A 21506-nucleotide genomic window follows, 5' to 3' on the forward strand; every position below is an offset into this window, starting at 1 on the left:
AAGCGGCGGAGACCCGCGCACCAATCCCAAGGAAGTGCGGTCATGGCTCGGCGGGGTTCACCGGCGTGTGGTCGCCTCGATCAACGCGTAGGCCAGGTCGAGGTGCACGCCGTCGGGATTGGTCAATCCTTTGTCCGCGTACCAGGATTCGTCGGCCTCCGGGTGGGGCCCGCTGACGCCGACCCGGCCCTTGCCATAGGGGGCGACGACTACCGCGGCCATGCCGTTGGGGTAGGTGGCGAGAACGGTGGCGTCGGCACCGTCGTCCAGGAAGAAGGCGGGCCCGTCCTGGAAGTACATGTGCCGCGGCGTGCCCTGCCAGTTCACCGCCACCACGGTGTCGCGATCGTCGGGGACCGTGGCGCCGGGGGAGCCTGCGTAGCCGTTGGTGTCGCCGGGGAGCAGGTCGAAACCGGGGTCGCGCCCGGCCAGGTAGCCGCCGAAGCACAGGCCGAGGTAGCTGCCGCCGTCGCGAACCCAGTCGCGGACCAGCTCGGCGGAATCGCGCAGCGTCCGCCAGGTTCCGTCGAGATCGGCGCCGCCGCCGGGCTGGACATAGAGCCGCGCCTCGGCCAGCGCCGCCGCGGTCAGCGGCGTCCCGGTGCCGGGGCCCACGTATCCGACCTCGAACGGCTGTGGCGCCTGCCGCAGCACGTCGGCGATCGCGGGCGCGCAGCCGGGGCAACCCTGCGGGCCGTTGTAGACCAGCGCGAGCGGCCGTGCGGTGCTTGGCCGGTCGGCATTCGACCCGCCGCACCCGGCGGCCAGCAACGCGGCGGCCGGGAGCGCGCTGAGCAGCAGTCGACGCCGATCTACGCCGGTTGAGCGAGGGTTCGTGCCGGGCATGACGTCGCTCCTGTCTGTTCCCGGCCGGGCGCGAGCCGGCGGGAGATTCCACGCAACGGTATGTCGCGTCGATCCGCTGGGACGCTCATACAGTCTCATCGCGAGTCGCGAAGGGACTGTGCCTGCGACACAGTCCCGCCGGTCGGCGGAGGCAGTCCCGCCGACCGGCGGGGTCGGTGACAGAGCGACGTGCAGGGGCTAGATGGTCAGCCGGGCGGCATCGGTCTCGCTGACGGTGACCGCGAGCCGGGCCGGCCGGAGTTCGACCGTGTGCGGAGCGGGATCGACCAGCTCGAGCAGCCGGGGCAGGTAGTCGACCAGGACGCCGCTGTTGTGTGCTTCCAGATCGGCGTCGGCGGCGTACTTCTCGATCACCGTGACGCGCAGCGGATCCGCGCCCGGTTCGACGTAGAAGGCGTAGCGCTGCAAGCCGGGTTCCTCGCGCAATACCGGGGGGACCAGTTCGGCGAGCAGCGCGAGCAGCTCGTCGCCGTGCTCGGGCTTGGCCTGGAGGGTGGCGATGACGACGACTTCGGCGGTCATTCGGCGAGCACCGGCAGGCGCAGAGCGGATGGGGTGGCCGGCCCGTGGTGCACGGTGTGCCGCGCGGTGACGGCCTCGTCGAGCGTGCCGAACTCGGGAACGGTGCGGGTGTGCAGGTTTCGGCTGTAGCGCGGGAAGCTGAATCCGGCGATCTGCACGCGGATCCGGTGGCCGGGGCGGAATCGATGGGCGACGTCGTTGAGGGTGACGGTCACCCGGCTCGGGACGTCGGCCTCGAGCCAATCGGCGTCGCCGCCGTCGCGGTACCGGGCACGCTGGGCTCCGTCGGCGACGTTGCGGACGAAGCCGTCGGGTTCGACGTCGACCAGGGTGACGCACAGGTCGGCGTCCGGAGCAGTGCTGCTGAGAAAGGCGACCAGTTCCGGTTGCCCGGCGATGGTCACCGCCTCGGTCAGCGGTTCGCTGGTATAGACGAGCAGGTCGGCACGCCCGTCCACGGCCCGCTGGTCCTGGATGCCCTGCGGCGCCACCGCGGGGTCGCCCTCGACCGTGATCGCGCCACCGTGGGTGGGGAACGGGTCGTGCGGGTCGGCGATGAACGTGTCGGAACCGGCGATCCGTGAATCATGTTTCGCGCCAGGGGAAATGAGTCTCCCGTCGCCGGTTGCGGTGCGTGCGTCGCCGCCGGAGCCGAGGGGTCGTTCTTCGACCACCGTCGCGGGCGGCCAGGCGGACGAATGCGCCCAGGTGTCCGAGCCGCCGATGAAGTAGGTGACCCGGCCCGGTCCGGACAGGTATCGGGCGGCGGTGGGATAGGCCGAGCCGTCGCCGCCGCGCAGGTGGCGGTCGAAGAAGGCGGCGAGCACCGGGTTCCAGGTGGGCACGCCGGCGGTGGCGTTGGCGAGCACGCGCGCGCCGACCTGCCCGGGCGGGGAGTACGCGCCGAAGTGGTGCCACGGTCCGGCGACGAGCCGGGCGTCGTCGTTGCCGGCCAGTCGGGACGCCAGCCGGAACTGGGTGGGACTTGTGAAGTCCAGGTAGCCGGTGACCTGCAGGAACGGGATGGTGACGCGTTCGGGTTCGGTGAGCAGGGTTGGCCGGTCCCAGAACGGGTCGTGGGGCGAGCGCAGCCAGTCGGTCCAGAACGGCGCGACCCGTTCGTCGTCGAGCGGGCTGATGCCGGTCAGCGGCAGGCGGCGCACGGTGGCGCGCGGGTCGGCGAGGGCCTCGCCGAGCAGCTTTCGAACATGTTCCTGTTCAACCGGATTCAGCGAGGTGTGGTCGAGTCCCTCGCGGCACAGGACGAGTCCGTAGGTGGTGAGGAAGCCGAGCTCGAACAGGCCGCCGGGCCGGGCGGTGTGCCGCATGTCGGCGGTGGCGACCATGGCGACCGCGGCCTTCAGGCGTGGGTTGCGGGCGGCGACGGCTTGCAGGACGGCCATGCCGAGGTAGGACGAGCCGTACATGCCGACGTTGCCGTCGCTCCAGGATTGCGTTGCGGCCCAGTCGATCGCGTCGGAGGAGTCGTTGTACTCCTGGGTGATGAAATCGAACTCGCCGCCGGAGTCGAACCGTCCGCGGGTGTCCTGGACGAGCACCGCGAAGCCCTGGCGGGCGAGCCACAGCGGGTCGGCGACGATCCCGGAGACTCGGTAGGAGTCCTTGCGGTCGTACGGAGTTCGGTGCAGCAGGACCGGCCAGCGCCCGTCGTCGGCGGGCCGGTAGAGGTCGCCGGTGAGGGTGACGCCGTCCCTGGTGGTCATCTGGACGCCCGCGTCGATGCGAGGTTGGTACATGGTGGATCTCCTGGGGAAGTCGATCGTGAACCGGAGTTGTCGCCTCGAACTCGTCTGCGCGACTGCAGGTTTCGGCTCAGACGAGCAGGACCCTGCGGCCGCGGGTGTGTCCGGCCTGGCTGTCCGCGTGTGCCGCGGCCGCTTCGGCGAGCGAGTAGGACCGGGCGACCGGGATGTGCAGCTGCTCGCGGGTGATGAGGTCGACCGCCTCGGCGAGTGCCGCGGGCATGTTGCCGCCGACGCCGGCGAATCGGATGCCGAGCATCGGGGCCTCGAGATCGGCGATGGTGATCACCCGGTCCGGGTCGCCGGTCAGGTCGAGCAGGCCGCGAAGCACGCCCGCGCCGTTCAGGTCGAGCGCGGCGTCGACCCGGCCGAGCTCGCGAACCCGCTCGACCCAGCCGGGGCCGTATGTGGTCGCGCGGGCGCCGAGGCCGCGCAGGTAGTCCTGATTCGCCGCTCCGGCGGTGCCGATCACCGCGATTCCCCGGTCGCGGGCGATCTGCAACACCGCGGACCCGACCCCGCCGGCCGCGCCGCTGACCAGCAGCGTCTGGCCGGGTCGGACCCCGACCAGCCGGAGGATCCGCAGCGCGGTCTCGACCACCGACGGATACCCGGCCGCTTCGGCGAAGGTCAACCCGTCGGGCAGGCGGGCCCAGGAGGCGAGGACGGCGAACTCGGCGTAGGTGCTCGAACCGCGGCCGAACACGGCGTCGCCGACCGCGATGCCGCTGACTCCGAGGCCGACCTCGTCGACCACGCCGGCCGCGTCCTGCCCGACGCCCGCGGGCAGTGGGATCGGGTTGATCCGCTGGAACTGACCCTCCCGCACCCGCCAATCGTGCGGATTCACTCCCGCCGCACGCACGGCGATCCGTATCTGACCGGGGCCCGGACGGGGCTCGGCGACGTCTACCAGTTCCAGAACTTCGGGGCCGCCGTACTCGGCGAAGCGCACTGCTTTCATGGCTCGAACATAATGCTAACCGTTAGTGTTTTGCAACGGGTAGTTCTTTGGATCAGGTACGGATTGATACCTGATAGCATCACCTCATGACAGCGCCGACCGTCGGACGTCGCGAGCGAAAGAAGGCCGCGACCCGCCAGAAGATCGCCGATACCGCCCTGCGGCTGTTCCTGGAACGCGGCTACGACGCGGTGGGCATCCGGGACGTGGCCGCCGCGGCGGACGTGGCCGTCACCACGCTCTTCTCCCACTTCGCCGCCAAAGAGGCCCTGGTCTTCGAACAAGAAGAGAACTTCGACCGGCGCCTCACCGAGGCGGTCACCGGCCGCGCCCCGGATGCGCCGCTCATTCCCGCACTGCGCGGCGAAATCCACGCCATCGTGCGGCATTGCGCCTCGGCCGAAGCCGCCCCCCTCTGGCGCATGATCAATGCTTCTCCCGCCCTGCGCCAGTACGAGCAGTCGATGCGCCTGCGCTATGCCGAGTCACTGGCGGCCGCCATCGCCGCCGACTGCGACCAACCCCCGGCCACGGCATCCTGTCGTGCGATCGCCATGTTCGTCATCGACGCCTACGCGCTGGCCCGCGAGTCCCCCGACCCGGACCGCGCGGTAGACGAGATCTTCGACATGATCGAGGCGGCTTGGCAGGCCGCCTAGCGCCGCGTTACCGCATCCCGAACGGGACGGTCACGCGCACAAGGATCGGGTGGCGGGGATGACGTCGCCGATCCAGCGGCGGAGCTGGGTGTCGTCGGCGGCCTCCGGCCAGTAGGTGAAGGTGTCGAAGCCGGTCTCGTTGGCCAGGTCGGCGAGGATGGCGGCCCAGCCTGCGGCGTCGGTGCGGATGGGTGCTTCGCCGCGCAGGGTGACGGGGCCGGGGGTCTCGGTGATCGTTCCGACGAGCTGGGCCATGCGGGTGATGTCGGCCGGATCGCGGCCGGCGTCGGTCGCGGCGGCGGAGATGATGCGCTGTGTCGCTTGCCATTTCTCGTATGGCAGGTAGTGCGGGATGGGGGCGGCCCAGCCGTCGGCGAGGCGGCCGGTGAGGGCGTTGGCCTTCGGGCCGACGCTGCCGAACCAGATGCCGACCGGATGCGCGGGAGCGGGACCGGACTGCACGCCGTGCACGGTGTAGTGCGTCCCATGAACTTTCGCCTTCGTCCCGGGCAGCCACATGGCGCGGATGATCTCGGTGGCTTCCGCGAGCGCCTGCAGCGCTTCGGGATTCGAGCGCACCGGGCCGCCCATGGCGCCGATCGCCGGCCAGAACGCGCCCGCGCCCAGCGCGAGTTCGAATCGGCCGCCGCTGAGCAGATCCAGGGTCGCGGCCTGTTTGCCGAGCATCGCGGGCCCGCGCAACGGGAGGCTGGCCACATCCGGAAACACCCGCAGCCGTTCGGTTTCGGCCAGCACGGTGGCGATCACCGCGAACGTGTCGGCCAGTCCGCCCGAGTACGGATGATCCTGAATGCCGAGCAGGTCCAGGCCCTCCTGGTCCGCCACCTTGGCCATCGCCCGCAACTGCGGCAGCTCGGTTGCGGTCGGCGCCAACTGAATACCGAAGCGTAAGTTCTTCACATCGCGATCATGCCAGCCGCTCATCCGCGATCCATCGCGCCGGTAGCCGAACGGTCACGCGGAGCCCGCCGGCCGGGCGGGGACTGAGGTCCAGCGTGCCGCCGTGCGCCCGGGTGATGCTGTCGACGATGGCCAGGCCGAGCCCGACACCCGCGTGGTGGGTGCGGACGCGTTCGGTGCCGCGCTGAAACGGCTCGACCAGTGTGGAAACCACCTGCGGCGCAAGGTGATCGCCGGTGTTCTCGACCGTGAGCACCACCGCCTCCTTGGACGCACTGGTCGTGATCCACGCGATGCCCCGCTCCGGCAGGTTGTGCACGATCGCGTTGTGCACGAGATTGGTCGTCAGTTGCCACAGCAGAGCGTGTGAGCCGAGGGTGCGGGTGATGTCGCCGGCGGTCTCGAGCGTGACGCCGTGCCGCTCGGCCAGGGGGAGCAGGGTTTCGGTGGCTTCCTCGGTGATGAGCGACAGCTCGACGGGTTCGGGCGTGAACGCCCGTCGGTCGGCGCGGCTGAGCAGAAGCAACGCCTCGGTGAGATCGATCGCCCTGGTGTTGACCGCGTGCAGGCGGGCGGCGAGTTCGGTGGGATCGTGGGCCGGATCGTTGCGGGCCACGTCGAGCAGGGTCTGCGTGATCGCCAGCGGGGTGCGCAGCTCGTGCGAGGCGTTGGCGGCGAATCGCTGCTGCTCGGTGACGTGCGCCTCGAGCCGGGTGAGCATGGTGTCGAAGGCATCCGCGAGTTCGCGGAACTCGTCGCTGCGGCCGGGGAGCCGAATCCGGTGGGACAGTGAGCCGTTCGCCGCCATCCGGGTGGCGGCGGTGATCCGGGTCAGCGGGGCGAGCATCCAGCCGGCCAGCAGCCAACCCCCGATCAGGCCGATCACCAGGAGAAATGCCAGCACGGTTGCCACGAACGGGGCGAACGCGCGCAGCAGGACGGACCGGTCGATCCAGAAGTTGTCGCTGGCGTTGATCCAGCCGTCGGGGAGATACCACAGGTAGAAGGCGCACACGGCGATGGAGAGCAAGCCGCCGACCAGCGTGATGAAACCGGCGTAGCTGAGCGTGAGTTTGAGCCGGACGCTCAAACCGGGCGGCCTATCCATCGTCTACGCCCGCGCGTCCGGTGTCGATGCGGTACCCGGCGCCGGGCACGGTCGCGATGATCCAGGGTTCGCCGAGCCGTTTGCGCAGCGCCGACACGGTGATGCGCACGGCGTTGGTGAACGGATCCGCGTTCTCGTCCCACGCTCGCTCCAGCAGATCCTCGGCGCTGATCACCCCGCCCTCGGCCGCGACGAGAACCTCGAGCACCGCGAACTGCTTGCGGGTGAGCGCGACGTAGCGGCCGTCGCGATAGACCTCGCGGCGAAACGGATCCACCCGCAGGCCGGCGATCTCCCGCACCGGCGGCCGGTTGTTGGCCCGCCTTCGGTCGAGCGCGCGGAGCCGGAGCACCAGTTCCCGCAGGTCGAAGGGCTTGGTGAGGTAGTCGTCGGCGCCGAGCCCGAACCCGGTCGCCTTGTCGTCGAACCGGTCGGCGGCGGTGAGCATGAGGATCGGCATGCCGCTGCCGGAGGCGACGATGTGTTCGGCGATCTCGTCGCCGGACGGTCCGGGGATGTCCCGGTCGAGCACCGCGATGTCGTAGGCGTTGATGCGCAACAGTTCCAGCGCGCTGTCGCCGTCGCCGGCGATGTCGGCCGCGATCGCGTCCAAGCGCAGGCCGTCGCGGATGGCTTCGGCCAGATAGGGTTCGTCCTCGACGATCAGCACACGCATAAGGGTCTCGATTCTCCCAGTCGGGACATATCGTCGGCGTATCGAAAATCGCATACGGGACGGCAACGCCGCGGTGCCTTCACTGAAAGCATGAATCACAGTGAAAACGCGACTCGCCGCCTCCGGCGCGGTGTGCTCGCGGTCGCCGTAGTCGTCGGTGCGACGCTGGTCGGAGTCTTTGTCTACCAGTCGTCGCCGTCCCTGTCCGCGTGGGTCGCGCGGTTCGAGGACGAACCCCCTGCGCTGATCGACGACGGCGCGGTCCCGGCCGGGGTGACGGTCTTCGACGACGAAGTCCCGTCGGTGGTGAATCTCGATCCCGATCTGCTCAGCGCGCTGCGGCGGGCGGCGACGGATGCCGCGGACGACGGGCTCGAGTTCGTGGTCAACAGCGGGTGGCGTTCCCCGGAGTATCAGCGGCAACTGTTGCGCGCGGCGGTGTCGAAGTACGGCTCGGAGCGGGCGGCCGCCCGATGGGTGGCCACGCCGAACACGTCCGCGCACGTGTCGGGGGAGGCGGTCGACATCGGTCCCAGCGCGGCCGCGGCGTGGTTGTCCAGGCACGGCGCGGCGTATGGGCTGTGCCAGATCTACGCCAACGAACCCTGGCACTACGAACTTCGTCCCGAGGCCGGCGACCGTGGCTGCCCGGCGCGGTATGCCGACCCCACCGAGGACCCGAGGATGCAGCAGTGATCACGGATACGCCGGGCGCCGAAACCGGAACGACTCGCGGTGCATGGAACCCGCTGGCACAGAGCGCGTTCCGATTCTGCTTCGGGTATCTGGGCCTGTGGTGCCTGCTCCTCACCTACATTCCGTTCGCGCTGCTCGGCATCCTCGGCCGCTGGGTCCGCAGATACGTGGGCCCGTGGGACATGTCGCTGACGGACCCTGTCACCGGTTGGGTGGGCAGAACGTTCTTCGGCGTCGACGCGGTGCAGCACAACGACTCCGGGGCCGGCGACCAGGCGGCAGTCTGGGTGCTGGTGCTCTGCCTCCTGGTTGTCGCGGTGATCGCCACCGCGGTGTGGACGGCCTACGACCGCCGTGCGTCGCATCCTCGTCTGCTGGCGTGGTTCCTGCTGTTCCTGCGGCTGTGCCTGGGCGGGATGATGCTGTCGTTCGGATTCGCCAAGCTGATCCCGACCCAGATGCCCGGTCCGACGCTGGCGCAGTTGCTGCAGCCGTACGGCGAGCTGAACCCGGCGTCGGTGCTGTGGTTGCAGATCGGCAGCTCCTATCCGTACGAAATGGCGCTCGGCGCAGTGGAAGTCGCCGCCGGGCTGCTGTTGTTCGTGCCCAGGACCGCGGTGCTGGGCGCCGCGGTGAGCCTGGCGAGTATGGCGCAGGTTCTGCTGACGAACCTGACGTTCGACATCCCGGAGAAGGTGCTCGCCTCGCACCTGCTGCTGATCAGCGTGGTCCTGCTCGCGCCGTACCTGCGGCGGCTGACCGATGTGTTCGTGCGGCAACGCGATTGCGCACCGCTGATCCAGCCCGCGCTGTTCGCCGACGACCGGAAGAACCGCATCGCGGTGTGGATTCAAGTGGCCCTGGCCATCTGGGTCGCGTTCGGTTGCGGGTACGACCGCTGGGTGGTCTGGCAGGACCAATACGGCCCGGCCAGCCCCAAGTCCGAGCTGTACGGCATCTGGGACGTGCGCGAGTTCACCCTCGACGGACAGTCCGTGCCGCCGCTGACCACCGACCGGAACCGTTGGCAGCGGCTGGTTTTCGACGACCCGCACGCAGTCACCTACCAGCGGATGAACGGCGAACTGGTACCGGCGCGCGCCGACTTCCGCCCCGGCGGACAACTGGAGCTGACCACCGGCGAAACCACGCCGGGCCGAACACCTTTCGCGACACTGTCCACCGACCGCCCCACCCCGAACCAACTACTACTCCGCGGCGACCTGAACGACCACCCGGTCACGATCACCCTCCAACGCGTGGACCCGAACACCTTCCCCTTGCGCAGCCGCGGATTCCACTGGGTCCAGGACTACCCATACTTCCGCTAGCGACGATATGGGTTGGTCACTCGCCATAGCGGTCGTGGGCCTCGAACTCGCCTAGGTCGTCCGGCAACCAGCCCAGCGCGCGCCAGGTCCCCGAGCCGTCGAGGGCACCGTCGTAGACGATCTCGAGAAAGCTGCCGGGCTGGTTGTCGAGCCGCAGGCGACGCCCTCGGCTGTACAGGAACAGTGTCACGCTGACGGACGGCTGTCCGTGCCGGTGTTCCATGCCGAGTATTCCCTCCCACGCCACCTGGAAGAAAGGACTCGTCGGCTCGGCGCCGCGGATGAGACAGGAGAACGCGTCCGCCATTTCACCCGGGTCGACGACGATTACCCGTTCGCCGAGGTAGGCGGCGAGGCTGTCGGCAAGCGCGTCGATCGTCGGCAGCCACCGGCCGGACGTGTGCTCCAGACCATCGTCGACCGTCACGGCCAGTCGTTCCTCTCCCAGCGCTCCCGGTCAGGAAACACCACTTCGTTCAGGTCAGCTGGGCTGCCAGGCGTTTCGCGTTCATGTAGGCGATGGCTTCGATGGAGACCATCGGGTTGACGCCGGATGCGGTGGGGAAGCAGGAGCCGTCGGCGACAACGATGTTCGCGACCTCCCAGGTGGCGCCGTCGGGGTTGGTGGCCGAGAGTCGGGGAGAACCGCCCATGCGGGCCGAGCCCATGATGTGCAGGGCGCCCATCGCGCACCGGCCCGGTCCGTAGCCCGCGGCCCGGCAGGCGGCGGCGAAGTCGGCGTGCGTGCCGCGGCGGCCCGGTTCGTAGTCCACGCCGGCTTGATGGCCGGAGAAGATGCGCCGCGCGCCCGCCGCTTCGAGAATGCTCGCGGCACCCTCGATTCCGGTGTGCAGGTGGGCGGCGTCGTAGTCGGACAGGCGGTAGGCGACGACCGGCTCGCCGGTTTTGTCGACGGTGACGGTGCCCGAATCCCGGTCGCGGGTGATGACGCCGATCGGGGCGGTGCGCGCGAAGTCGAGCAGGGTGCGGCGGTGCGCGTCCGCGCCGCGCCAGCCCATGAACCCGAGGGCAAGGCCGGGATGGACCGGGCCCGTTTCGTAGATGACGCCGTAGCCGTTGCCGTCGAGATCCGCGTGCCTGCGGGAGATGCGCCCCTGTAGCGCGCCTTCCCAGCCGCGCACCTCCTCGTCGAAGACGCCGAACACAGCGGCCGCCGGATGCAGGCGCAGATGTCGTCCGATGTTCTCGTTGCGTAATCCGGAGCGACGCAACAGCGCCGGTGTCTGCACCGCGCCCGCGGCGACGACGACGGCCCCGGCGCGCACCTCGATCCGCGCGCCGGACTCGGTGATCGCCGAAACGCCTTCGGCGCGACCATTTCTCACCACGATGCTGCGGACGTTCGCGTCCACGACCAGTCGGGCGCCGGCCGCGGCGGCGTCGGCCAGCCACGTCTTGGTGACGGACTGTTTCGCCCCGACCCGGCAGCCGTAACCACAGGAGCCGCACTCGATTCCGGCGTCGCAGGCCTCGGTCACGTTGCGCGGCAGGGTGCTCACGTCCCAGCCGAGCGCCTGAGCCCCGCGTTCCAGGACCGCGTCGCGGGCCGAGAGCGGGGAGCGGGTGTCGGTGACCGCGAGCCGGCGGCGCACCACCTCCAGCGCGTCGCCGAACTCGGCCTCGGCGAACTGTGCCGCGCCCAGTTCGGCCCATTCCGCGCGCACGTGATCGGGGGTGAGCAGCGAGGTGCTCCAGTTGACCACGGTGCCGCCGCCCAGGCAGGTGCCGGCGACCAGGGTGATCTGTCCTTCGGACGAGCCGGCGCCGGGCGCGTAGAGCTGTTCCAGTGCGGCGAGCTCACCGGCGCCGAAATCCCGGTCGTCGTAATAGTTTCCGCGCTCGAGCACGATCACGTCCAGCCCGGCCTCGGCCAGCACGGCCGCCGCGGTGCCGCCGCCCGCACCCGATCCGACGATCACGACATCGCAGGTGAGCGTGGTGTGCTCGGGGTACCGGATCGGCGTGAGCGCCGGCGGCGGGGCGGTGCCGAGTGGCCCGGCCGGGCCGGGGTAGCCGATCTCCTTCCACAGCGGATTGCTGCCCGTCGGCCCCGGAGTCACGTTGTAGGCCAGCAGCGCTGCCTGTTTGAGCGCCTGGAAGTTCGCCCGCACCGGCGCCAACCGCGAATCGCCGAGCCGAAGCAGTGCCCGCTCTCGCTCCTGCTGCGACAGCGTGGAAAACCGGCGCGGGCCCACCCCGAGCAGCACCCCGGTCAGGCGAGAATCCCACCGGCCCAACAGCATCGCCAGCTGCTTGCGATCGGCCTCCCGTGGACTGCGTGCCAGCAGCCGGAACACGGTGTCGACCGCGCCGAGTTCGCTCGCGGGCGGCAACGCCGCACCGTCGCCGGGCACGAACGTATCGCAGATCATGCTCAGCGCTGCCCGCTGCGCGGCCGTAGCTTCCATCTGAAACTCCCCTTTTCCCACATGCCGGACGAGTTAATCACGCCGAACGGACTTCGCGCGCCGATTGAAACGAACATGCAGGTAGGGGCATTCCAATGGAAGAATGCTCATTCACTTGCGGGGCCACGGCCCCGGTGCCCGGTCAGCGTCCGGGCGCGAGGACGCAGAACTCGTTGCCCTCCGGATCGGCCAGGACCGTCCATGGCACGTCGCCCTGGCCGATGTCGGTTTCCTTGGCGCCCAGGGTTTTCAGCCGGGTCACCTCCGCGGCCGCGTCGTCACCGGCGTAGGGCAGGAGATCGAGGTGAACGCGGGTGCGGATCGACCTCAGGTCGGGTGTGCGCAGGAACTCCAGGTAGGGCCCGACGCCATCGGCCGAACGCAGGGTGGCGTGATCGTCGGCGACCTCGTGCACGGTCCAGTCCGTCGCCGAACCCCAGAACCGCGCCATTGCCCGCGGATCCGCGCAGTCGACGACCACGGCGGCGATGGGTCCGGTATCCAGGTAGACCGGGCGCGGCTCCAGCACGCAGAACACGTTGCCCTCCGGATCGGCCAGGACCGTCCACGGCACGTCACCCTGACCCACGTCGGCCGGCGTCGCGCCGAGCTCCAGGAGGCGCGCGACCAAGTCCGCCTGATGCGCCGCGGAGGTGGTGGCGAGATCCAGATGCACCCGGTACCGCACGGTTTCGGGGTCCGGGACGGAGACCACATCGATGTAGAGCGCGGTGGGGTCCGGCCAGGTGAGCCCCGGCGGTTCGACGTTGGTCACGCCGGGTCCTTCGCTGGACGTACCCCAGCCGAGCGCGTCGGCCCAGAATCGGCCGAGCGCCACGTCATCCCGGGCCTTGATGTTGACCTGAACCAGCCGCGTCGCCATGGGGCGATCCTATGCACCGTGTCCCGCAACGGCATACGCATTATCTTCGGCCCGGGATCGGTGCCGATTCCGCGTGCGGTAGTGTCTCGAAACCAGAGGTTGATCCTCCGTTTACGGCCTTCTCTTGCGCTTCGCTCCCTACCGTGCGGTAGGTAGATGGCGGCCGTCGGGGGGAGTTGTTCGCAGGCAAGGTGGGGCCGCTAAGGTGCGGTACGGGCCCTGAAATCAGCACTGTCCGGTTGACTCCAGGAGAACCTAGTCGTGTCCGTATTCCTCTATCGCTGGGGCAAATTCGCGTTCCGCCGCAAGTGGATCGTGCTGCCGCTGTGGCTCCTTCTCCTCGGTCTGCTCGGCACCGCGGGCAGTCTGCTGAGCAAGCCGATGAGCGACGAGTTCAGCATGCCGTCGCTGCCGTCGGAACGCGCCACCCAGATCCTGGACAAGCAGTTCCCCGGCATGTCCGATCAGTTCGGCATCGATGCGGTCAGCGGCGCCTACGTGATCAAGGCGCCCGACGGCACCAAGCTGACCGACAAGCGCAACAGCGATGCCGTCGACGCGCTGATCGCCGACCTGAAGACGCTCGCGGTCGAGGACGGCAAGCGCAGGCTCGTCTCGGCAAACGACGCCGGGGCACTGAAGAACCCGATCGAGCTGACCAAGGCCATGGGCTGTCTCACCGCCGCCGACCCGTCGAAATGCTCTGGCGCGCCGCTCAATGTGCTGAGCAAGGACGCCCCGGCGACCGTCGCCGTGCTGTCGGTCCCGTTCGACATCGCCTCGGCGATGGACATCACCGACGAGGAGCGGCATGCCGCCTACGACGTGGCCGCGCCGGCCCGCGCGAAGGGGTTGACCGTCGAGGTCGGCGGCGCGATCGAGCAGAAACAGGAGCAGCCGAGCGGACACGCCGAGCTGATCGGCATGAGCGTGGCGCTGGTGGTCATGGTGATCGCCTTCGGCGCCATCGTCGCGGCGTTCGTGCCGATCATCACCGCCATCGCCGGCCTGGGCGCGGCGATGATGGTGATCTCGCTGGGCACCTCGATCATCGAGGTGCCGAGCTTCACCACGTTCCTGGCGTCGATGATCGGCATCGCGCTGTCCATCGATTACGCGCTGTTCATCGTCTCGCGCTACAAACACGAACTGCGGGTGGCGGCGAGTCCCGAAGAGGCCGCGGGCATTTCGGTCGGCACCGCCGGATCCGCGGTGGTGTTCGCCGGTCTCACCGTCATCGTCGCGCTCAGTGCGCTGAGCATCGTCGGCGTGAACTTCCTGACGTTCATGGGCCTGGGTGGCGCGGTGGCGGCGATGTTCGCGGTGATCACCGCGATCACCCTGATGCCCGCGCTGCTCGGCGCGTTCGGCCGCTTCCTGTTCAAGCCGAAGCTGCCGCTGGTCGCCCGGCACGACCCGGAAGACGACACCTCCGTCACCAACGGCATGCGGGTGGCCAGGCTGATCGGCAAGCGACCATGGATCGCGCTGATCATGGGCGTGGCCGCCCTCGCCGCGCTGGCGACTCCGGCACTGAACCTGCAATTGGGCCTGCCCGGCGAGGACAGCTTCCCGACCGAATCGACGGTCCGGCAGGCCTACGACATCCGGACCGCGGGCTTCGGTGAAGGCCGCAACGGCATCTTGACCGTCGCCGCCGATCTGGAGCGGGTGCCGGAGGGCGAGCGCGACGCGGCGGTCACTGCCCTGCGTGACCGGCTCGCCGCGTTCCCGGAGATGGATTACGTCACCACACCGCAATTCAGCCCGAACAAGCTCGGCGTCATGCTCAACGGCGTTCCGCGATCGGGCCCGAACAACCAGGCCACCAAGGACCTGGTGCGTGACGCCCGCGCCGCCGAGGCCGAACTGACCGAGCGCTACGGCCTCGAGTACGGCATCACCGGCACCACCGCCATCTACGCCGACATGGACCACGTCCTGCTCGGCAAGATCGTGCCGTACCTGGCGATCGTGGCCGGCGCCGCGTTCGTCCTGCTGATCCTGGTGTTTCGATCCATCCTGGTCCCGTTCACCGCGGCGCTCGGTTTTCTGCTCTCCATGGCGGCGACCTTCGGCGCGACCGTGCTGATCTTCCAGCAGGGCAGCTTCGGGCTGATCGCCGATCCGCAGCCGATCATCAGCTTCCTGCCGATCATGCTGATCGGCTTGGTCTTCGGGCTCGCCATGGACTACCAGGTGTTCCTGGTGACCCGGATGCGCGAGGAATACGTGCACGGCAAGTCGCCGACCGACGCGATGGTCTCCGGTTACCACCACGGTGCCCGGGTGGTCACCTCGGCGGCGGTCATCATGATCTCGGTGTTCGGTTCCTTCCTGCTCGAACAGGACGTCATCGCCAAGTCCATGGGATTCGCGCTGGCCTGTGGCGTCGCGATCGACGCCTTCGTGGTGCGGATGGTGCTGGTCCCGGCCCTGCTGGCGATCATGGGTCGGGCGGCCTGGTGGATGCCGAGGTGGCTCGACCGGCTGCTGCCGGACATCGACGTCGAGGGCGCGAAGCTGCGTGAGCTGCGCCAGCCCGAACCGGCCGTCGCCGCAACGGAACCGGTATCGGTCAACGTCAACGGCCTTGGGGCACAGCATGGGCCGGATACGACAACCGGACCGGCCGTTCCCGCGACGGGCGGCCGGACGATCGGTGGTCGCATCATCCGGGACAACGGACAGCCGGTACCGGACGCGGTGCTCACCCTGATCGATCAACGGGGACATCAGGTTTCGCGGGCGACCGGAGACCGCGCCGGCAATTACGTCATCGAGCCGCCCGCGGCGGGGAACTACGTCCTGATCGTCTCGGCGAACGGTCACCAGCCGGCCGCGGTGCAGGTGCTCGCCGTCGACGGCGCACAGCACGTCGACGTCACGCTGGACGGCTCCGGCGAGCTGTCCGGCGTGGTGCGCACGGGGGCCCGCGAGCCGGTGGCCGGGGCCTCGGTCACGGTGACCGACCTGCGCGGCGAGGTGGTCGGCGCCGCCGTGACCGCGCCGGACGGCGCCTACGCCTGCAAGGGCGTGCTGGCCGGGACCTACACGCTGGTCGCGGTTGCCCCCCGAATGCGGCCTACCGCAACAACATTGACGGTGCCGGACGGCGGCCGCTTCCGGTTCGACGTCGAGCTGGCGCCGATGGCGCTGCTGTGGGGAACGGTGCGCGCCGACGGCAGGCCGGTGCACAACGCCAGGATCACCGTGGTCGACTGGTCCGGTACGCCGGTCGGCACCACCCACACCGACGAGCACGGCCGCTACACCGTCGCCGACCTGCCGGAGGGTGAGTACACCGTCGTCGCGCGCGGTTACCCCTTGGTGACCGGCCAGGTGACCATTGCGGGCAACCAGGTCGATCACGACATCCGGCTGAGCTTCGGCGCCGACGAATACGCCGACCTGTCTTGACCTTTCACTCGGACAGGAGCTCGACGTATCCGTCCGTGCCGTTCACCCGGATGCGCTGCCCGTCGCGGATCAGCTCGGTGGCGTGCTCGACGCCGACGACGGCGGGCAGCCCGTACTCGCGGGCGATCACCGCGCCGTGCGTCATCAGGCCGCCGACCTCGGTCACCAGTCCCTTGATCGCGACGAACAGCGGGGTCCAGCTCGGATCGGTGTAGGCGGTGACCAGGATGTCGTCCGCGTCGAGATCGGCCTGCGCGATATCGGCCACGACGCGGGCGCGGCCCTCGATGGTCCCGGCGGACACCGCCATTCCGGGCAGCGCGCCCGCGGGCAGGTCGTCGCGGCGGTACGCCCCGGTGACGGTCTCGCCGTCGGAGGTGAGCACGCGCGGCGCGGTCAGCGTCTGGTACGTGCGGAACGCCGCCTTGCGCTCGTCGATGAGTTCCGCACTCGCGCTTCGGGTTCGGACCACCTCCGCGAGCTCGTCGAACCTCAGGTAGAAGATGTCCTCGGGTTCGCCGAGAACGCCTGCCGCCACCAGGCTTTCGGCCTCCCGCAGCAGCGCCTGCTTGTAGACGAAGTAGCGGCTGACCATGCGGTACTTCGGATACTCCCGATATCCGGAGAACGTGCGGACGCGATCGATCATCCGCTCGGTCTCCTCGGCCTTCCGCTCGCCGTCCGGCAGGGCACGCAAGCGGTGCAGGACTTCGAGTTTCGTCTGCTCGGCGTCGCGCAGACCGGCTTCGAAGAGCTCCCTGCCCGCGCCGGGGCCGAAGTTCTTGATATTGCCGAGGATGGTCGGCACCAGGGTTGCGGGGCGCTCGGTCCAGCGTGGCCTGGTGATGTCGATCTCGCCGGCGCAGCGCATGCCGTACTTGCCCAGGAAGTCCTCGAGTGCGGCCCGGACCTCTTGGCCGCCTTCGTATTCGGCGAGTTCGGCCAGGAAGTGGTCGTCCCCGGTCTGCTCGATCTTGCGCAGGTAGGCCACCACCTCCGGATGCGGGCGGATCACGTCGGCGACGTCCAGCAGGGCCAGGCCCATCTCCGAGGTCACGTTCCCGGGGACCGATTGGGTGAGGGCGTCGGCGGCGTTCTTCTCGCCGAGCCATTCCGATAGCCGATCGTTGAGCCAGAACGAGGCGTCCATCGCGGCATTGATCACCTGTAAACCCAGCGGGGTGAACAGGACCCGCTGCAACTCCGGGATGTCGGACCTGATGAAGTCGAGCAGGTCCGGTCCGGATACGGCCTGGATGTCGCGGGTCAAGGCGGCGTAGGAGGCCTCGCTGGCCGCGATCAATTCGGTGACGAGGCCGGCATCGGTCTCGATCGGCGCCGGCGTCGGCGGCGGTGTGGCGGCCGAAACCGGTTCCGGCACTTGACGAACGAACCCGCGATCGATCACGGTCTGGAGCGCGTCACCCATGAGGGGATCGGACTTGCCGAGCGCCGCGGCCACGCCCGCGCTGGTTTTCGGCGACGACAGCGCCTTGGTGACATCCACGAACAACCGGCCGCCCGCGTCCCGCATGGGCGCGCGACTCGTCATCTGCCACAGCGAGATTCCCAGCGGCTTCATCGCGTCGGTCATCATCTGCTGATGGCCGACCGATACGTAGACGTGGTTCTCCGCGTCGGCGGCAGCGGGAATCGGGAACAGCGTGGTGATGGGCCTGCTCTGCACGATGCGGATGTCGTCGCCGTCGAGGCACCATTCGATGTCCTGCGGGCTGCCGAAATGGGCCTCGATGCGGCGGCCGAGCCGGGCGAGCCGGAGCACCTCGGCATCGGCGAGGACCGGCTCGTCGCGCCGTTCCTCGGCGATCTCCCGCACCTCGGTTCCACCGTCCGGGGCCGGCTCGACGGCGAGTTTCTTCGTCGCGATCGTTTTTCCGATGATGGTGCCGTCGCGCACCTGGTAGACGTCGGCGTTCACCAGGCCGGACACCAGCGCCTCGCCGAGGCCGAAGCCGGCGTCGATGGACACCACCGTCCGGTCGGAGGTGACCGGGTCGGCGGTGACCAGAACCCCCGCGGCGCGCGGAAACACCATTCGCTGCACGACCACCGCCATCTGAACCGGCGTGTGGCCGAATCCGTTTCGCAGACGGTAGGTGGCGGCCCGCTCGGTGAACAGCGAGCCCCAGCACCGGCTGACGTGGTCCAGGATCGCCGCAGGCCCGACGACGTTCAGATAGCTGTCCTGCTGGCCCGCGAACGACGCGGTCGGCAGATCCTCCGCGGTCGCACTGGATCGAACCGCGTAGGCGCCCTCCGCACCCAGCCGGGCGTGCGCGCCGATGATCTCGGCCGCGATATCGTCGGGGATGGGCAGCCCCTCGATCGTCTGCCGGATCTGCTCGCTCAGCGCACCGATCGCCGCCCGATCCTCGGGCTCCAGCCGCGCCAACTCCGCCAGCCGATCCTCGATGGCCGGCCCGACGACCCGCTCGAACGCCGCTGTCGTCACACAAAACCCCGCGGGCACCTCCACCCCGTCGACCCGCGACAGCTCCCCGAGGTTCGCCCCCTTGCCACCCACCATCGCGACCTGCGTCCGATCGATCTCCCCGAAGCCGAGCACATAGCCCATCCCGCTACTCCTCACCTGGTGGTTTCGGCACATCGCGAGCGATTATGGACCACAATCCGATGTCTCATGAGGACCTGGAATCGTGTATACAGTAGAAGGGGGAAGGCGACGGTGCCCAGCACCGATCAGATCGCCGAGGACGATTCACACATTCGGCGTCAGGCCAACCCATTGACCATCGAGGCGTTGCTCGCCCCACGCGGCAGGTAGCTGGCGGATCGAACGGACGCCGACCCGGGCGCGAACGGCGCTCATCCGCTCGATCGGAAGCGGGTCGAAGCTGACGCCGCCGGCGAAGTCGACGCGGTCGAAGGACACGTGCTCGCCGAATCGCGCAGCGCCGAAATCCACCGAACCGGTGAAAACCGATCGCCGGAACATCGCGATCCCGCCGAACACCGCACCGCGGAACGACGTGGCATTGCCGAATTCGGCATGCTCGAACGACGCGTTGGACTCGAAATGGGCCCGGCCGAAGGTTGCCTCCCCGCCCAGCCGGCTGTGATCGAAAGTGGCCGTGCGCCTGAAGCCGGCCTCGCGGAACGAGATTCGTTGATCACCGAACGTGCCGTGATCGAAACGTGCGTGCCGGTCGAAGACCGACTCCTCGAAGTTCACGGTGGACTGCCAGTCCACGCCGCTGAAGTCCACCGGACCATGCCATCGCGTCCGGCTTAGCGACGCGTCACCGAGGAACACGGCCGCGCCGAACCGCGCCTCCCCGTGGAACCGGCTGTCGTCGAACGTGGTCACCCCGGCGAAGATCGAACCGGTGAAGTCGACCTCGTCGAACTCGCACCCCGCTGCCGCGAATCCGTCGAGCCGAGCACCGGCGAGGTCTAGCCGCAACCCGGCCCAACTGTCCGGCCCGGACCGGATTCGGCGGGTCAGAATGCGCTGGATGGCCAACCGCACGTGCTCTTCGTCGGACACCTCGCGGCGCACCGGCATGCGCAAATAGGCGCAGAGGACGTCGGCCGTCGCATGCCGGTAGCGCTCGTTGTTGTGCGCCAGTCGTTCCAGCGCATAGACCCCGCCGAGCCGGACCGGCGCGTTGTCCGAGCCGAGATGCTCGACCGCCTTGGCGAACAGGTCCGTGACCCTGCGCTCGGTCGCGTCGTATTCCGAGGCCTCCATGGCGCGTTCCCGGGCAACTCGATCGGCCGCCGCGGTGTCCTCTACGTGCGCTTGCACGCGTTCCTGATGCTCCCGGGTGACCGCGTCGACCCGTTCGCGGTGCTGCTGAGTCCGCTCGTTCAGCCACTGGCGCCGTCCCACCAGCAGCAGCCCGACCGCGCCACCCGTTCCGGCGACCACGGTCAAGCCCGTGCGGACGGCATCGATACGCAGCGCCGCCCTGGATGCGCCGCCGGCGTCCGCGATGTTCCACAGCCACCAGGTCACCAGCAGTCCGAACCCGATCGCCAGCACGAAACCGCCGAGCACGAGCCACCACGGCATCACCCGAAACGGTCGTTCGGCATCGTTAGCGGCAGCGGAGCGAGTGGCCATGAACTGATGATGACTACCTGTGCGCCAGCTGTCAGCCGAGTCGGTGATCAACGGCCGCGTTCGGGTGGCGGGCCGACTACCTCGAGGTCGAGTTCGGCGCGGGCTCGGGCGAAACCCTCGGTGGGGAAACACATGTCGCCGCCCTCGGTGGGGATGTGGGCCTGGGTCGGGGTGTTCATGTACTCGAAGAACTTCTCGAATACGTCGGTGGTGAGCAGGCCGAGCATCTGGGTGTGGTGGCTGTCGAAGGCGAAGCTGTGGATGGTGCCCGGCGGGGCGTGCAGGAAGTCGCCCCTGGTGAGCAGGATCTCGGTGCCGTTGGCGTGCAAGAGGATTCGGCCGTCGACGCAGAGGAAGTTCTCGGTGTGCCTGCGGTGGAAGTGGCGGGGGATGTAGGGGCTTTTGCCTCCGCTGGTGTGCATGGCGAAGTAGGTTCCGCCGGTATTGCGCGAGCGTGCGAGGTAAGAATTGAGTTGGTCCATGCTTGCCCACCGATCACCCTCGCCGGCGTCGAGGACGTAGGGCGATTCGTCGGGTGGCAGCAGTGCGCCGGTTCGCGGCGGCAGGTCGTGCTTGGCCAGATCGTGGATTCGCACACCGAACTGGGCCGCGAGTTCCGATTGCTGCCCTGGGGATATCGGCTGTTCGGCGGTGATATCGAAGACATGCGAGGTGGTCTCGCGGCCCGTAGCCTGCACGAATCGGTGGCCCTCGCCGACGGTAAGCCAGCTCAGGAATCGCGTGCTATGCGCGAGCATGCGGTAGGCGAACGGCGTTCCAGGTGGGATCGCTACGGACGCACCGGGCGTGAGGATCTGCGTTTCACCCGGCAGCCAGACCTGTAGTTGTCCGTCGGTGACATGCAGGAAACGATGCTCTCGCGCGTGCGAAACGAACGGTGTCTCGATTCCCTTGCCGCCGTACACATATGCGGCGCCGAACTGCCCGCCGGTGTCTTCCGGGCGAGCGATGATCGTGACCAGCCGCCCGCCGAGTTCGTACCGCTCACCCTCACCGGCGGCCACATAGTAGGGGACGCAACGCCCAGGGAGTTCATCGATCGCCGGGACGAGTGCGTGCACTTCGTCGACGGCCGGAATGTCGAAATTCGTCATGGCTCCGAACACAGCACCCGGGCCTGGGTCGCCGCCAAAGCGGT

Annotated in this window: 17 protein-coding genes and 1 pseudogene; 5 read left to right on the forward strand and 13 right to left on the reverse strand. The window is 69.0% G+C overall.

What is annotated here, in order from left to right; genetic code table 11:
* Positions 1-57: 57 nt before the first annotated feature.
* From ACFQ9K_RS16680 to ACFQ9K_RS16695, 4 genes are all read right to left on the reverse strand, one after another.
* Positions 58-846 (reverse strand): BPL-N domain-containing protein, encoded by a 789-nt coding sequence (locus tag ACFQ9K_RS16680; protein ID WP_378713079.1) that lies wholly within the window; start codon positions 844-846, stop codon positions 58-60.
* 198 nt (positions 847-1044) lie between these two features.
* The gene (locus ACFQ9K_RS16685; protein WP_378713080.1) at positions 1045-1389 is read right to left on the reverse strand and encodes a putative quinol monooxygenase; all 345 of its coding nucleotides are present in this window, start codon (positions 1387-1389) and stop codon (positions 1045-1047) included.
* Positions 1386-3146: a CocE/NonD family hydrolase gene (locus tag ACFQ9K_RS16690; protein ID WP_378713082.1), complete on the reverse strand. Its 1761-nt coding sequence runs from the start codon at positions 3144-3146 to the stop codon at positions 1386-1388. Before ACFQ9K_RS16690 ends, ACFQ9K_RS16685 begins: the two co-directional genes overlap by 4 nt.
* Positions 3147-3222: 76 nt before the next feature.
* Positions 3223-4116, reverse strand: coding sequence for an NADP-dependent oxidoreductase (locus tag ACFQ9K_RS16695; RefSeq protein ID WP_378713083.1), 894 nt, complete (start codon positions 4114-4116; stop codon positions 3223-3225).
* An 86-nt stretch (positions 4117-4202) separates the two neighbouring features.
* Here ACFQ9K_RS16695 and ACFQ9K_RS16700 point away from each other — a divergent pair, with 86 nt between their 5' ends.
* A complete protein-coding gene (locus ACFQ9K_RS16700; RefSeq protein WP_378713085.1) occupies positions 4203-4775 on the forward strand; it encodes a TetR/AcrR family transcriptional regulator in 573 nt (190 codons plus the stop codon).
* Positions 4776-4805: 30 nt separating this feature from the next.
* On the opposite strand, the gene ACFQ9K_RS16705 is transcribed toward ACFQ9K_RS16700, so the two are convergent.
* From ACFQ9K_RS16705 to ACFQ9K_RS16715, 3 genes are read right to left on the reverse strand one after another with little or no spacing between them, the layout of a single operon-like run.
* Entirely contained in the window at positions 4806-5720 is a 915-nt protein-coding gene (locus ACFQ9K_RS16705) for an LLM class flavin-dependent oxidoreductase (RefSeq protein ID WP_378713086.1), read from the reverse strand.
* Positions 5704-6804, reverse strand: a complete 1101-nt coding sequence (locus ACFQ9K_RS16710) for a sensor histidine kinase (RefSeq protein WP_378713087.1) — start codon at positions 6802-6804, stop codon at positions 5704-5706. Before ACFQ9K_RS16710 ends, ACFQ9K_RS16705 begins: the two co-directional genes overlap by 17 nt.
* On the reverse strand, positions 6797-7480 hold the full coding sequence (locus tag ACFQ9K_RS16715; protein WP_378713089.1) for a response regulator transcription factor: 684 nt from the start codon (positions 7478-7480) through the stop codon (positions 6797-6799). The genes ACFQ9K_RS16710 and ACFQ9K_RS16715 overlap by 8 nt, the downstream gene beginning before the upstream one ends.
* Before the next feature lie 90 nt (positions 7481-7570).
* Between ACFQ9K_RS16715 and ACFQ9K_RS16720 the strand changes: the two genes are divergently transcribed.
* Positions 7571-8176: a M15 family metallopeptidase gene (locus tag ACFQ9K_RS16720; protein ID WP_378713091.1), complete on the forward strand. Its 606-nt coding sequence runs from the start codon at positions 7571-7573 to the stop codon at positions 8174-8176.
* Positions 8173-9507: a DoxX family protein gene (locus tag ACFQ9K_RS16725; protein WP_378713092.1), complete on the forward strand. Its 1335-nt coding sequence runs from the start codon at positions 8173-8175 to the stop codon at positions 9505-9507. The genes ACFQ9K_RS16720 and ACFQ9K_RS16725 overlap by 4 nt, the downstream gene beginning before the upstream one ends.
* A gap of 16 nt (positions 9508-9523) precedes the next feature.
* Here ACFQ9K_RS16725 and ACFQ9K_RS16730 read toward each other — a convergent pair whose 3' ends face one another.
* From ACFQ9K_RS16730 to ACFQ9K_RS16740, 3 genes are all read right to left on the reverse strand, one after another.
* Complete coding sequence (locus ACFQ9K_RS16730; protein ID WP_378713094.1) at positions 9524-9934, reverse strand: hypothetical protein; 411 nt, start codon at positions 9932-9934, stop codon at positions 9524-9526.
* Positions 9935-9983: 49 nt separating this feature from the next.
* Entirely contained in the window at positions 9984-11936 is a 1953-nt protein-coding gene (locus ACFQ9K_RS16735; protein WP_378713095.1) for an FAD-dependent oxidoreductase, read from the reverse strand.
* Between the two features lie 142 nt (positions 11937-12078).
* Positions 12079-12819, reverse strand: coding sequence for a VOC family protein (locus ACFQ9K_RS16740; RefSeq protein ID WP_378713097.1), 741 nt, complete (start codon positions 12817-12819; stop codon positions 12079-12081).
* A gap of 261 nt (positions 12820-13080) precedes the next feature.
* Between ACFQ9K_RS16740 and ACFQ9K_RS16745 the strand changes: the two are divergent.
* Together ACFQ9K_RS16745 and ACFQ9K_RS16750 are read left to right on the forward strand one after the other, a co-directional pair.
* A pseudogene (locus tag ACFQ9K_RS16745) lies at positions 13081-15399 on the forward strand (MMPL family transporter); the annotation flags it as partial.
* A gap of 78 nt (positions 15400-15477) precedes the next feature.
* A complete protein-coding gene (locus tag ACFQ9K_RS16750; RefSeq protein ID WP_378713263.1) occupies positions 15478-16239 on the forward strand; it encodes a collagen binding domain-containing protein in 762 nt (253 codons plus the stop codon).
* A gap of 4 nt (positions 16240-16243) precedes the next feature.
* Here the strand turns inward: ACFQ9K_RS16750 and rph are convergent, their stop codons facing one another.
* The 3 genes from rph to ACFQ9K_RS16765 form a co-directional block, all read right to left on the reverse strand.
* Positions 16244-18835, reverse strand: a complete 2592-nt coding sequence (gene rph / locus ACFQ9K_RS16755) for a rifamycin-inactivating phosphotransferase (protein ID WP_378713098.1) — start codon at positions 18833-18835, stop codon at positions 16244-16246.
* Between the two features lie 144 nt (positions 18836-18979).
* The gene (locus ACFQ9K_RS16760; RefSeq protein WP_378713100.1) at positions 18980-20347 is read right to left on the reverse strand and encodes a pentapeptide repeat-containing protein; all 1368 of its coding nucleotides are present in this window, start codon (positions 20345-20347) and stop codon (positions 18980-18982) included.
* Positions 20348-20394: 47 nt separating this feature from the next.
* The gene (locus ACFQ9K_RS16765) at positions 20395-21462 is read right to left on the reverse strand and encodes a quercetin 2,3-dioxygenase (protein ID WP_378713102.1); all 1068 of its coding nucleotides are present in this window, start codon (positions 21460-21462) and stop codon (positions 20395-20397) included.
* Positions 21463-21506: the final 44 nt, after the last annotated feature.

The organism is Nocardia sp. NPDC056564, assembly GCF_042793755.1.
Taxonomy (GTDB): domain Bacteria; phylum Actinomycetota; class Actinomycetes; order Mycobacteriales; family Mycobacteriaceae; genus Nocardia.